Consider the following 12,096-nt stretch of genomic DNA (forward strand, 5'->3'; position numbering starts at 1 on the left):
CCTCGAATTATCCCTATGTCCCTTATCCCCTACGCCCTAGTCCGCCCCTTCCTGTTCAACATGGACCCCGAAGCCGCCCACGACTTCACCATGAACACCCTGTCCCGTGGCCAGAACACCCCGCTGCAGGCCGTGTGGTCCAACGAAACGGTCAACGACCCGGTCACCCTGGCCGGCCTGACCTTCCCCAACCGCGTGGGCATGGCCGCCGGCCTGGACAAGAATGCGCGCTGCATCGACGCGCTGGCCGCCATGGGCTTCGGCTTTGTCGAAGTGGGCACCGTCACCCCCAAGGGCCAGCCGGGCAACCCCAAGCCGCGCATGTTCCGCATTCCGGCGGCCAAGGCCCTGGTCAACCGCCTGGGCTTCAACAACGACGGTCTCGATGCCTTCATCGCCAACGTCAAGCAGTCCACCGTGCGCCGCCAGGGCAAGCCCATGCTGCTGGGCCTGAACATCGGCAAGAACGCTGCCACCGCCATCGAAGACGCCACCAGCGACTACCTGACCTGCCTGGAAGGCGTCTACCCCCACGCCGACTACGTGACGGTGAACATCAGCTCGCCCAACACCAAGAACCTGCGCGCGCTGCAAAGCGACGAGGCACTGGACAGCCTGCTGGGCGCCATTGCCGAACGCCGCGAAGCACTGGCCGCCACCCAGGGCCGGCGCGTGCCCATTTTCGTGAAGATCGCCCCCGACCTGGACGACGCCCAGGTGGAGGTGATTGCCGCCACCTTGCGCCGCCACGGCATGGACGGCGTGATCGCCACCAACACCACCATCAGCCGTGAAGCGGTCAAGGGCATGCCCCATGCCGAGGAAGCCGGCGGCCTCAGCGGCGCCCCGGCCTTTGAGGCCAGCAACCGCGTGATCCGCCTGCTGCGCGCGGCACTGGGCAAGGACTTCCCCATCATCGGCGTGGGCGGCATCATGCGCGCCGAAGACGCCGTGGCCAAGATCCAGGCCGGCGCCGATGTGGTGCAGATCTACAGCGGCCTGATCTATGCCGGCCCCGAGCTGGTGGTGCAATCGGCCCGTGCGCTGCGCGCACTGGGCACCCAGACCCGCTGACACCGCGCACGCTGTCCGCGCCCCGGCTCCTGCGTGCTCCGGCCTCCGGCCTGCCCGGCCTAGGCGGGCCGGGCAGAAAAAAAGCCCATGGCACTATGCCATGGGCTTTTTGCATGGGAGGCGCCGCCAGCAGTCTGCAGCGGCCACCGCAACGGGCGCACGGCCCGTGCATCTCAGCGCCGCAGCTTGGCCAGCAGCGGCAGCACCGCCACGCCCACGCGCATGATCTTGCGCGGCCCCACCAGCAAGGCAGCCCCCACCAGTCCGGCCGACGCCAGCGGGTGCAGGCGGGCAAAGGTCAGCACCCGGTCGATCAGCGGCGCATCGGGCGACACGGCCGACGCCTGGGCGCGCAGCGCCGCCACCTGCTGGTAGGTCGCCTTGCGGGCGGCCAGCCGGTCACGCTGCTGGGCAATGCGCTGCAGCACCGCCCGCTCTTCCGGGCCGGCATGCTCCCAACGCGATTCCTTCACCAGCAGTGCCTGGGCCGGGCCGGTGACCACGGGCTTGGTCTTGGTTTCGCTCACAGCTTCTCCTTGATGCTTTGCCAGTCTTTGGCCAGTTCGGCACGGGTCTGCATGAACGGCGAGCGCGACTTGCGCAGCGCCGACAGCAGCGCCCACAGCACCCCACCCCAGGCAGCCACCCAGACGGCGGCAATCACCCAGGCCACCGTGGCACGGTCGGGGCTGTTCCAGAACTGGATCAGGATGGCCAGCGACAGCAGCACCATGGCCACCACCGTCAGCCCCCCCAGGGCAATGGCCAGCACCAGAATGGACTGCAGGCGGTTGCGCTGCAGTTTCCACTCCAGCTTGGCCAGCTCCACACGGTCTTCGGAGGCGATGGCGGCTTCGATCACGGCAGCCCGATAACGGGCGACCAGCGTATCCAGTCCCAGGGCAGACAACCAGTTCACAGTGGACGTTTCCTTTGGTGCGAGTTGGCAAAAAGGCGATGCGAGGGACCGGTCTGATGGCAGCCGGTCACCGATTGCGCTCAGCGGCGGGCCAGCAGAAAGCCCACCAGTGCGCCCACGGCCAGTGCCGCACCGGCCACGCGCCAGGGTTCGTCGTGGGCGTAGCGGTCGGCGGCGATGGCGGCGTCCTTGGCCTGGCGGGCGGCTTCCTGGGCAGCGCGCACGGCGGAGTCACGGGCGTGGCTGATGCCGTCGTCCAGGCGCTGGCGCAGCACGTGGATGTCGGGCACGGCATCCAGCTCCTTGCTGGCCAGCAGACCGCGCAGGTCGGTGACCAGCTTTTCCAGGTCGGCTTGGGCGGTGGAGACGGTATCGGAGACGGAGAACGACATAGCTAGCACCTTTCTAGTTCGACAAATAAAGCACCGGCAGCGGGCCACCGGTGGAAACGGAGGTGGAACCATCTTAACGAATGCCAAGACCCTCACCAAGCTTTGGCATAGCAGCGGGATCAATTCCCGCCAGCATTGCCGCGCTGTCAGCCCGTTTTCAGACGGCTGGCGCCAACTGCGCCACCTGCTCGGCCACGGCCAGGCAGCTGGTCAGCCCCGGCGATTCGATGCCAAACAGATTGATCAGGCCCGGCGCGGCATGCTGCTGCGGACCCTGGATGCAGAAGTCGGCCGAAGCCTCGTGCGGCCCGGAAATCTTGGGTCGGATGCCCGCATAACCGGCCACCAGGGCCCCTTCGGGCAAGGCCGGCCAGTAGCGGCGCACCTCGGCATAGAAGCCGTCACCGCGCGCGGGGTTGACCACCAGCTGGCCCGGATCCTCCACCCATTCCACATCAGGACCGAACTTGGCCTGACCGCCCATGTCCAGCGTCAGGTGCACGCCCAGACCTGCGGCCTCGGGCACGGGGTAGATCAGGTGGCTGAACGGCGCACGGCCGCTGAGCACAAAGTAGTTGCCCTTGGCGTAATACGCGGTGGGGATGTGCTCTGCAGCCAGGCCTTCAAAGCGGCGCGCTAGATCGGGCGCCCAGTAACCGGCGGCATTCACCAGCAGCGGCGTCTCCAGCTCGGTGCCGTCCTGGGTGCGCACCAGCCAGTGGCCGTCGTCCTGCAGCACAGCGTGCTCCACGGCGGCGTGGAACGCCACCATGCCCCCGGCATTTTCCAGATCGCCCTGCAGCGCCAGCATCAGGCCGTGGCTGTCCACAATGCCGGTGCTGGGCGAATGCAGCGCGGCCACGCATTCCAGTGCCGGCTCCAGTTCCCGGGCCTGCTCGCGTGTCAGGTGCACCAGATCGTCCACGCCATTGGCGGCGGCCTTCTGGCGGATGGCTTCCAGTTGCGGCACCTGCTCGGGCGAGGTGGCCACGATCAGCTTGCCGCAGCGCTGGTAGGCCACGCCGCGTGCATCGCAGTAGTCATACAGCATGTGCTTGCCCTGCACGCACAGCTGGGCCTTGAGCGAGCCTTGCGGATAGTAGATGCCGGCGTGGATCACCTCGCTGTTGCGCGAACTGGTGCCGGTGCCAATCGCCTCGGCCTGTTCCAGCACCATCACTTCCCGTCCCTGCAAGGCCAGTGCACGCGCCACGGCCAGGCCCACGACACCCGCGCCGACCACGATACAAGCTACCCGATCCACCATTTCTGCTCCTGTTGTTGCTCTGTGTGCTGCACTGCAGCTTTGTCAGGATTGTGCGTGTTTTTTGACAGAAAGCCGCACAAAAACACCGGTGGTCTGCTCTGTTTTTTGGAGTGCCCCCAGGGGGCGTCCCGGCTGCTGCGTGCAGCTTCGCGCTTTGTTGAGTTCTCGCTACAAAACGCTTTCATGGGATACAAAAGCCCATTTTTTTGCGCTTTCGCCTTGCAACAGAACTCCTACAGTCACACCCAATCGTTGATTGTCTGGGAGTTTGTTATGGATCTGTCTTTCGCCACCGCCGTTCGCAATGCCAGCAATGCCTGGGGAAACAACCGCGTCACCGATGCAGCCACCATGGCCGAGCTGACCAAGCGCCAATTCAACCAGCAGGAGCTGAACAAGGCGCTGTCCGGCCCCACTGCCGGACAAATGGCAGTGATCCAGCCCGAGCTGGCGCGCTATGGTCAGGTGGGCACGCGCCTCAACCTTTTCGCCTGAGCACTGGGGCCGCTGCATCGCTCCCGCCCGTACAGACCGGCTTTCCCCGCCTGCACTGGCAATGGCCCCACTCTTGGTTTTTTGCGAGAACCACCACCATGCCTGACAGCATTTCTTCACCGGTAACGGCCGCAGCCACACCCGATCCCCTGGTCGCCACCCTGGCACAGGCACGCAAACGGCTGCTGCTGACCCAGGCCGACCTGGCAGCCCAGGCCGGCCTGTCGCGCATGACCGTGCAGCGACTGGAAAGCAATGGACTGGACCCACGCCTGTCCACCTTGCATGAAATGGCCCGTGTGCTGGGCTATGAGCTGCTGGCCATCCCCCAGGCAGCGCATGCCGATGTGCATGCCGCGCTGGCACGCCATCTGCCGCCGGCGGCCGGCCACACCGCCCCCTGATTCTTTGCAGCGCGCCTCCGGTCTGCGCGCTCGCTCCCACCTGTTTTCGCACCGCCGCTTCAGCGGCTTTCGGTGTTCTCCCGCACCCAGGCGCGGCAGTGGATGCGCTGCTCGCCCAGCCCCTGGCCGCCCAGGCGCATCACATCGCCGTCCTGCAGAAAGCGGGGCACTGGCTTGTGCCCCAGGCCCACGCCGGCCGGCGTGCCGGTCAGCACGATGTCGCCCGGCTCCAAGGTCATGAATTCCGAGATGTAGGCCAGCACGCGCGGCACCTGGAAGATGAAGTGACTGGTGTGGCCGTCCTGCATCACCACCCCGTTGAGCTCCAGCCACAGCGCCAGGTTGTGCGGGTCTTCCACCTCGTCCGGCGTCACCAGCCAGGGGCCGACCGGCGCAAACCCGTCGTGGGATTTGCCCTTGTCCCATTGCCCGCCCCGCTCCATCTGCCAGGCACGCTCGGAAATGTCGTTGGCCAGCACATAGCCCGCCAGATGCTCCATGGCCCGCCACTCGGGCACATGCTGCATGCGCTGACCGATCACCAGGCCCAGCTCCACCTCCCAGTCCACCTTGTGGGCCTGGGGCGGCAGCAGCAGATCGTCTTGGGGACCGCACAGCGCCGTCGCCGCCTTGAGGAACAGCACCGGCTCTTCCGGCGGCGCCAGACCGGCTTCCCGCGCGTGGTCGGCATAGTTCAGCCCCACACAGACAATCTTGCGCACCCGCCCCACCGGGCAGCCCAGGCGGGGCTGCCCCGGCACCTGCGGCCACTGCTGCCAGTGCGCCTGCAGCAAGGCCTCCAAAGCGTCTGGCGCCAGGGCCTCATCCGCCCAGTCATCGGTCCAGGCCGATGCGTCGCGCAGCACCCCCTGGGCGTCCAGCAGGCCCGGTTTCTCTTGCCCAGGCGGGCCATAACGTAGCAATTTCATGGCGGTATCTTGGTTGCCGCCGGCCGTCCCATGACCGGCTTCTGCACTGCAGCATTCTTGCCGAACCCTGATGCAACCAGGCAACTGTTTGAAGATGCAGCGCATCGCGGAACACGGATGTGGACTAGCATGTCCGATAACTGCACCAAATGTATGCTGATTTACATTTGGGTAACTTTTCTAACCGGTAGCTATACACAACAATTTCAATCAGCCCTGCCACTAACATAGTCGACATGCTGTCCACCTTTGAAACTCGCTTTTCCACGCTGCTGAAAAAGCTCGAAGCGGCCCCCAGTTGCGACAACGCGGAAGCGGCATTCACCCTGTTCCGAGATCTGTGGGTCGCCAGCAATGAGGAACACGCCAGTCCCAGCAGCGTGCTGGAATACCTGCGCAGCCGGCGCTTCTGTGCCGAACATGGCTGGCAGGGGCTGAGCACCGGCGTCTGCTACGTGGACAACAGCGAATCGCCGGATACGCGCCTGTACCTGCACCAGGACGGCAGCATCGTGATCCAGCGCCTCACGCCGGACAGCAGCACCATCCTGTTCTCCAAGCCCGGGCGCCGCAAGAAAACCGAGCAGGCGGCACCGGTACCTGCCGACGCCTCCCACGACATCGGCCATTGAACCGCACGCTGCACCGACATTTGGCGCCCGTGCTGCGCACCTGCCAAAGAGTCAACCCAGCAGTGCAGGCAGCACCGTGGTCGCCGGCCCCTGCAGCACGGCATCGGCCAGCCGGTCCAGCTCCGTGGGCGCGGTGTTGACGATGACCACGCGCGCCCCCGCATCCCGCGCCTGAAAGACCAGGCCCGCCGCCGGGTACACCACCCCGGCCGTACCCGCCACCAGCATCAGATCACAGCCCTGGGCCGCCACCTCGGCCGCGTCCAGCGCCGCCTGGGGCAGGCATTCGCCAAACCACACCACCCCGGGGCGGCGCAGATTGCCGCAGTACGGACAGGCGGGCGGCTCGGTCGCCGTCAGCTGCCCGGCCTGCGAGGTCGGGGCGCACTGCGGACAACAGGCATCCAGCCATTGGTCGGCAAACAGATCGCCGTGCAAAGCCACCACATCGGGGCTGCCTGCACGCTGGTGCAGTCCATCCACATTCTGGGTGACCAGGGTCAGCCGGCCCGGGTGCTGGGCCGCAAAGCCGGCCAGCGCACGGTGGGCGGCATTGGGCGCGACGGCCGACACCAAGCCCCGCCGGTGCTGGTACCAGCGCCACACGCGCGCGGGATGGGCGCGGAAACCAGGCTCGGACGCCATGTCTTCCGCACGGAACTGCGCCCAGTAGCCGGTCTGGGCGTCACGGAAAGTCGGCACACCCGATTCCGCACTGACACCCGCGCCGGTCAGCACGCACAGCCGCCGGGACTGTGCGATCCAGTCGCGCACAGCGTCCATGGCACGGTCAGGCTCGGCAGCAGGCATGGGAGACGTCAACAGCTGTGAAAAATCCAGAGATCCCGCCTGCTGTTCCGCCGCAGCGGGGCAGAGACGGGGGGAAATCAGGCCGGCTTGGGGATGCGCTGGCGCAGTGCCTCGTACAGGCACACGCCGCTGGCCACGGACACATTCAGGCTTTCCACCGCGCCCTGCATGGGGATGCTGACCAGCGCATCGCAGGTCTTGCGGGTGAGCTGGCGCATGCCGTCGCCTTCGGCGCCCAGCACCAGGGCCGTCGGGCCGGTCAGGTCCATCTGGTAGAGATGCTTGTCGGCATCGCCGCTGGTGCCGATCACCCAGATGCCGCGCTCCTTGAGCTCGTTGAGCGTGCGCGCCAGGTTGGTCACCATGAAATACGGCACGGTCTCGGCTGCGCCGCTGGCCACCTTGGCCACGGTCGCGTTGATGCCGGCCGCATGGTCCTTGGGGGCGATCACGGCATGCACACCAGCGCCGTCGGCCACCCGCAGGCAGGCACCCAGATTGTGGGGATCGGTCACGCCGTCCAGCACCAGCAGCAGCGGTGCCTTGACGCCGGATTCCTCCAGATCGTCCAGCAGCTCATCCAGCGTGCGGGTGTCCCGGACCTCTTCCACGCGCGCAGCCACGCCCTGGTGGCCATGGCTGCCAGCCAGCTTGGCGATGCGCATGGCATCGGCTTCGATCAGACGGGCACCAACCTCTTTGGCACGCTCCAGGAACTGGCGCATGCGCGCATCGCGGCGCGCGCTCTCGTAGTAGATTTCAATGATGGATTGCGGCGCGGTCTTCAGGCGCACGCCGACGGCATGGAAGCCGAAAAGCACTTTGGGGGACGACATAAGAGGGGCATTATCCGGCCAAGCCAATGTCCGAGGAGAAGACAGGCCGCTGTGGCGCGCGGTCCACACCCGGGCAGCCTGCCGCAGACCGCATCGGCAGACACCGCCCGACGGCCCCGCCTCCCAAGCACCCTGCAAACGCCGGGTTTTCCCTGAAAGCCTACACTCACCCTGTGGTCGGAGGCATCTTGGGGATGCGCTCCGGCAGACCCCAGGCACCGGCCTTTGAATTTTGCTGCACTGCGGCCAACTTCAAAGGCCGCTTTCATTTTGTACGCGGATGCCTTTGCCGGCGCCGCCCGGCTTTCTTTCCACCATGATGTTTCAACCCCTGCTGCACTGGCTGCGCCGCACCGGCCTGGTCACGCAAATTGTGATCGGCCTGATTCTGGGCATTGCCCTGGCGCTGCTCTGGCCGCAGGCCGCACTGTCGGTCGGCCTGCTGGGCACCCTCTTCATCTCGGCCCTCAAGGCCGTGGCACCGGTGCTGGTGCTGGTCCTGGTGATGGCGGCCATCGGCAACCACCGCCCCGGGGAAGTCACCCTGCTCAAGCCCGTGCTGTGGCTGTATCTGGTGGGCACGCTGGCGGCCGCCATCGTCGGCGTGGGTGCCAGCATGCTGTTTCCCTCGGTGCTGCATTTCAAGGATGCAGCCACCGGCGTCGCCGCGCCCGGCGACATCAGCGAAGTGCTGATGGGCGTGCTGCTGAGCGCCGTGGACAACCCGGTGAATGCGGTGCTGAAGGCCAACTACATCGGCATTCTGGTGTGGGCCATCGGCCTGGGCGTGGCGCTGCGCCATGCCAGCGCCACCACGCAGAAAGTGGCATCGGATCTGGCCAACGGTGTGACCTTCATCATCCAGGCCGTGATCCGCTGCGCGCCGCTGGGCATCTTTGGCCTGGTCGCCTCCACCGTGGCCACCACCGGCCTGGAAGCGCTGAGCGGCTATGTCCATGTGCTGTGCGTGCTGCTGGGCTCCATGCTGTGCGTGGCCCTGGTGGTCAACCCCGCCATCGTCTGGTGGAAGATCCGCCGCAACCCCTATCCGTTGGTGCTGATGTGCCTGCGCGAAAGCGGTGTCACGGCCTTCTTCACCCGCAGCTCGGCCGCCAACATCCCCATCAACATGGCGATCGCCAAGCGCCTGAACCTGGACGAAGGCACCTACAGCGTGGCCATCCCGCTGGGCGCCACCATCAACATGGCCGGCGCGGCCATCACCATCAGCGTGCTGACCCTGGCCGCCGCCCACACCCTGGGCATTGCGGTGGACATCCCCACGGCCCTGCTGCTGTGCGTGGTGTCGGCGCTGTGCGCCTGCGGTGCATCGGGCGTGGCCGGTGGTTCCCTGCTGCTGATTCCGCTGGCCTGCAGCATGTTCGGCATCTCCAACGACATCGCCATGCAGGTGGTGGGCATTGGCTACATCATCAGCGTGCTGCAGGACTCGACCGAGACCGCGCTGAACTCCTCCACCGACGTGATCTTCACCGCGGCCGTCTGCCTGTCGGAAGACGGCGGTGCGCCTGCGTCCACCGCCGCTGCAGCGGATGCGGCACAGCGCCGCGCCTGAACCTTGCAGATTGGCGGGCTGCGCGCCCCCGCCAAGGGTGGCGCAGGCCTTGCGGCCTGCCGCGCAGTACTAGCACTCAGCCCGGCTGCTCCAGCACGCCCTGCTCATCCGCCGCCACGGCGCCGGCGGCGATGGTGATGCGCCGGTCACAGCGCGCAGCGATACCGCGGTCGTGGGTCACCAGCACCAGGGTCGTGCCCTGCTCGCGGTTCAGGGCAAACATCAGCTCCATCACCGCTTCGCCGGTCGCAAAGTCCAGGCTGCCCGTGGGCTCGTCGGCCAGCAGCACGGCCGGGCGCACCACAAAGGCCCGCGCCAGGGCCACACGCTGCTGCTCGCCGCCGGACAGCAGTTTGGGGTAGTGCTGCAGGCGCTGGCCCAGGCCCACGCGCTGCAGCATCTCGGTGGCCTGCATGCGTGCGCCGCGCACGCCGGCCAGCTCCAGCGGCAGCATCACGTTCTCCAGCGCCGTGAGATTGCCCATCAGCTGGAAGCTCTGAAACACAAAGCCGATCTTCTGCGCCCGCAGCGCAGCGCGTGCGTCTTCGTCCAGCGCAAACATGTCCTGGCCCTGCAACCGCACCGTGCCGCGCGAAGGCACGTCCAGCCCCGCCAGAATCGACAGCAGGGTGCTTTTGCCCGATCCGGATGCACCCACAATGGCCACGGTCTCCCCGGGCTGCAGTGTGAAATCGATATCCCGCAGAATGTCCAGGCTGCCGGAAGAATCCGTCACGGACTTGAAGAGATGCTCTACCGCGATCAAGGGCTGCCGGGAAATCGTCTCAGTCATGAAAAAACCTCAGGAAAAAGCCATGCACCCTTTGCACCGCCACCGTCGCCACTGTATCGCGCTTGCGGGCGCCGCCGCTGCACTCTGGCTATCGCCGGCGCTGGCACAGGGCAAAACGGCCGCACGCAAGATCCTGATCCTGGGCGACTCGCTCAGCGCCGAATATGGCCTGGCACGCGGCACCGGCTGGGTCACGCTGCTGGAGCAGCGCCTGGCGCAGCAACACCCGAACGCCAGTGTGGTCAACGCCAGCATCAGCGGTGAAACCACCGCCGGCGGGCGCTCGCGCCTGCCCGCACTGCTCAAGCAGCACCAGCCGCAGATCGTGGTGATCGAGCTGGGGGGCAACGACGCGCTGCGCGGCCTGCCGCTGCAGCAGACCGAAGAGAATCTGCGCCTGATGCTGCAGGTCAGCAAGGAAAGCGGCGCCAAAGGCCTGCTGGTGGGCATGCAGATGCCCCCCAACTACGGCGCCAGCTACGGGCGGGACTTTGCCCAGATCTACACCCGGGTGGCACAGGACACGCGCACGCCGCTGGTACCGTTCCTCCTCAAAGGCGTGGCCGATATTCCCAATGCCGCCGCGCTGTTCCAGGCCGACCGCATCCACCCCCGTGCAGAAGCCCAGCCGCTGATGCTGGACAACGTCTGGCCCACCCTCCGAGGCCTGCTGGGCTGAACCCTGCACCATCGGCGCGCACAACGACAAAGGCCGGGGGTGACGTCACGTCACCCCCGGCCTTTGTCCTTCACCACCCTGGGCGCGCTGGCTGCGCAGCAACGCCCACCCCACACTGCACAACGGCAGCTTCAGGCCATGGTGGAGCGGTGCCCGTTCAGCTTGCCGTCGGCGCTGCACCCTCATCCGAGGATGCAGGCGCATCGCCCGAATGGGGGGCATCCGTGTCCGACTGCTTGCGCTGGGCCTTCTCGCGCAGTTTTTCTTCTTTTTTCTGCTTCTTGGCCAGCTCGCGCTGTCGTTTCTCGTATCCGTAGTTGGGTGTAGCCAATGCGTTCTTTCGTTATCAATGGAAGTTGTATGGGTGGATATTGCACCAAGTTGCCCGGCAGCGGGCCGCAGTCCATCTTAAGGCACTGCCTCCGGTGCTGGTGTTGTGGACGGTGTGTACGGTAGCGGCACCACCGCGCTGCGGTAGGCATGCCAGCTGGCGCAACCGAGCAGCGGCCCCACCAGCAGCAGCGGCAGCCCCCACAGCACCAGGAAGGACGCGCCCACCAGCGCGGCAATCAGCGCGCCCCAGACCAGCATCATGCCCAGATTGCCCAGCACCACCTGCATGCTGGTCAGGCCGGCCGTCAGCGCGTCCGTGCCCCGGTCCAGCATCATGGGCATGGACACGGCCGTGGTGCCGAACACCAGCAGCGCAAACGTGCCGCCCACCGCTGCGTACACCGCAATGAACTCCCAGTTCTCCGGCCGGAAGATGGCCTGCAGCACCCCGGTGGTGGACGGCATGCCGGTGTCGAAAAACACCGCAAACACCACCAGCGAGGCCCGCCCCCACAGCAGCTCCAGCACGATCAGCACCAGCACCAGCATGCCCATGCCGCCCAGATTGCGGTCCCAGGCGGTGATGGAGCGGCCCAGATCCGGCGCCTCGCCCCGCTCCAGCCGGCGGCTGGTGTCGTACAGCCCCATGGCCAGAAACGGTCCCAGCAGCAGGCAGCCGCTGGCCATGGACATCACATACTCCGGACTGGCGCTGAACACCCAGGCCAGGCACAGCGCCATGCCCCAGAAACACAGCCCGTAAAACAGCGCCACGCCCCAGGCACGCCGCACATCCCGCGCGCCGGCCCCCAGCCAGCGCCAGGGGTCCCCCCAGCGCAGGGCCTGCAGCTGCACGGGTGGCGCCGCACCGGGCGCAGCCGCGCCGGGCCGCTCCTGGCTGGGCCATTCCTGGCCGGGCCGTTCATTGTGGGAATCCTCAGCGGGCGACAGGGGCAT

The 12,096-nt window shown here is 66.7% G+C and carries 16 protein-coding genes; 6 read left to right on the forward strand and 10 right to left on the reverse strand.

Annotated elements, in window-relative coordinates:
• Positions 1 to 15 precede the first annotated feature (15 nt).
• The gene (locus QM470_RS00860; protein ID WP_283337797.1) at positions 16 to 1,074 is read left to right on the forward strand and encodes a quinone-dependent dihydroorotate dehydrogenase; all 1,059 of its coding nucleotides are present in this window, start codon (positions 16 to 18) and stop codon (positions 1,072 to 1,074) included.
• 173 nt (positions 1,075 to 1,247) lie between these two features.
• Here the strand turns inward: QM470_RS00860 and QM470_RS00865 are convergent, their stop codons facing one another.
• The 4 genes from QM470_RS00865 to QM470_RS00880 form a co-directional block, all read right to left on the reverse strand.
• Complete coding sequence (locus QM470_RS00865) at positions 1,248 to 1,601, reverse strand: hypothetical protein (protein WP_283337798.1); 354 nt, start codon at positions 1,599 to 1,601, stop codon at positions 1,248 to 1,250.
• On the reverse strand, positions 1,598 to 1,993 hold the full coding sequence (locus QM470_RS00870; RefSeq protein WP_066532303.1) for a phage holin family protein: 396 nt from the start codon (positions 1,991 to 1,993) through the stop codon (positions 1,598 to 1,600). Before QM470_RS00870 ends, QM470_RS00865 begins: the two co-directional genes overlap by 4 nt.
• A gap of 80 nt (positions 1,994 to 2,073) precedes the next feature.
• Positions 2,074 to 2,385, reverse strand: coding sequence for a DUF883 family protein (locus QM470_RS00875; RefSeq protein ID WP_066532311.1), 312 nt, complete (start codon positions 2,383 to 2,385; stop codon positions 2,074 to 2,076).
• 157 nt (positions 2,386 to 2,542) lie between these two features.
• Complete coding sequence (locus QM470_RS00880) at positions 2,543 to 3,652, reverse strand: NAD(P)/FAD-dependent oxidoreductase (RefSeq protein ID WP_283337799.1); 1,110 nt, start codon at positions 3,650 to 3,652, stop codon at positions 2,543 to 2,545.
• 273 nt (positions 3,653 to 3,925) lie between these two features.
• Between QM470_RS00880 and QM470_RS00885 the strand changes: the two genes are divergently transcribed.
• Positions 3,926 to 4,147 carry a hypothetical protein gene (locus tag QM470_RS00885; RefSeq protein ID WP_098066152.1) on the forward strand — a complete coding sequence of 74 codons (222 nt, stop codon included), beginning with the start codon at positions 3,926 to 3,928 and terminating at the stop codon, positions 4,145 to 4,147.
• A gap of 98 nt (positions 4,148 to 4,245) precedes the next feature.
• Positions 4,246 to 4,551, forward strand: coding sequence for a helix-turn-helix domain-containing protein (locus tag QM470_RS00890; protein ID WP_066532320.1), 306 nt, complete (start codon positions 4,246 to 4,248; stop codon positions 4,549 to 4,551).
• Between the two features lie 59 nt (positions 4,552 to 4,610).
• Here the strand turns inward: QM470_RS00890 and QM470_RS00895 are convergent, their stop codons facing one another.
• Entirely contained in the window at positions 4,611 to 5,480 is an 870-nt protein-coding gene (locus QM470_RS00895) for a fumarylacetoacetate hydrolase family protein (RefSeq protein WP_283337800.1), read from the reverse strand.
• Between the two features lie 236 nt (positions 5,481 to 5,716).
• On the opposite strand from QM470_RS00895, the gene QM470_RS00900 reads away from it, so the two are divergent.
• Positions 5,717 to 6,112, forward strand: coding sequence for a hypothetical protein (locus tag QM470_RS00900; protein ID WP_066532322.1), 396 nt, complete (start codon positions 5,717 to 5,719; stop codon positions 6,110 to 6,112).
• 51 nt (positions 6,113 to 6,163) lie between these two features.
• Here the strand turns inward: QM470_RS00900 and QM470_RS00905 are convergent, their stop codons facing one another.
• Both QM470_RS00905 and rlmB read right to left on the reverse strand, forming a co-directional pair.
• Positions 6,164 to 6,922: an SIR2 family NAD-dependent protein deacylase gene (locus tag QM470_RS00905; RefSeq protein ID WP_283337801.1), complete on the reverse strand. Its 759-nt coding sequence runs from the start codon at positions 6,920 to 6,922 to the stop codon at positions 6,164 to 6,166.
• 77 nt (positions 6,923 to 6,999) lie between these two features.
• The gene (gene rlmB, locus QM470_RS00910) at positions 7,000 to 7,758 is read right to left on the reverse strand and encodes a 23S rRNA (guanosine(2251)-2'-O)-methyltransferase RlmB (RefSeq protein ID WP_066532330.1); all 759 of its coding nucleotides are present in this window, start codon (positions 7,756 to 7,758) and stop codon (positions 7,000 to 7,002) included.
• 319 nt (positions 7,759 to 8,077) lie between these two features.
• Between rlmB and sstT the strand changes: the two genes are divergently transcribed.
• Positions 8,078 to 9,334: a serine/threonine transporter SstT gene (sstT, locus tag QM470_RS00915; RefSeq protein WP_283338187.1), complete on the forward strand. Its 1,257-nt coding sequence runs from the start codon at positions 8,078 to 8,080 to the stop codon at positions 9,332 to 9,334.
• Positions 9,335 to 9,410: 76 nt separating this feature from the next.
• Here sstT and QM470_RS00920 read toward each other — a convergent pair whose 3' ends face one another.
• Positions 9,411 to 10,127 (reverse strand): ABC transporter ATP-binding protein, encoded by a 717-nt coding sequence (locus QM470_RS00920; RefSeq protein ID WP_283337802.1) that lies wholly within the window; start codon positions 10,125 to 10,127, stop codon positions 9,411 to 9,413.
• A gap of 22 nt (positions 10,128 to 10,149) precedes the next feature.
• Here QM470_RS00920 and QM470_RS00925 point away from each other — a divergent pair, with 22 nt between their 5' ends.
• The gene (locus tag QM470_RS00925) at positions 10,150 to 10,806 is read left to right on the forward strand and encodes an arylesterase (protein ID WP_280010711.1); all 657 of its coding nucleotides are present in this window, start codon (positions 10,150 to 10,152) and stop codon (positions 10,804 to 10,806) included.
• Between the two features lie 157 nt (positions 10,807 to 10,963).
• Here the strand turns inward: QM470_RS00925 and QM470_RS00930 are convergent, their stop codons facing one another.
• Both QM470_RS00930 and QM470_RS00935 read right to left on the reverse strand, forming a co-directional pair.
• Positions 10,964 to 11,137 carry a hypothetical protein gene (locus tag QM470_RS00930; protein WP_283337803.1) on the reverse strand — a complete coding sequence of 58 codons (174 nt, stop codon included), beginning with the start codon at positions 11,135 to 11,137 and terminating at the stop codon, positions 10,964 to 10,966.
• 77 nt (positions 11,138 to 11,214) lie between these two features.
• The gene (locus QM470_RS00935; protein WP_283337804.1) at positions 11,215 to 12,096 is read right to left on the reverse strand and encodes a DUF2189 domain-containing protein; all 882 of its coding nucleotides are present in this window, start codon (positions 12,094 to 12,096) and stop codon (positions 11,215 to 11,217) included.

Source organism: Comamonas sp. 17RB, assembly GCF_030056555.1.
GTDB classification, from domain to species: Bacteria; Pseudomonadota; Gammaproteobacteria; order Burkholderiales; family Burkholderiaceae_C; genus Comamonas; species Comamonas terrigena.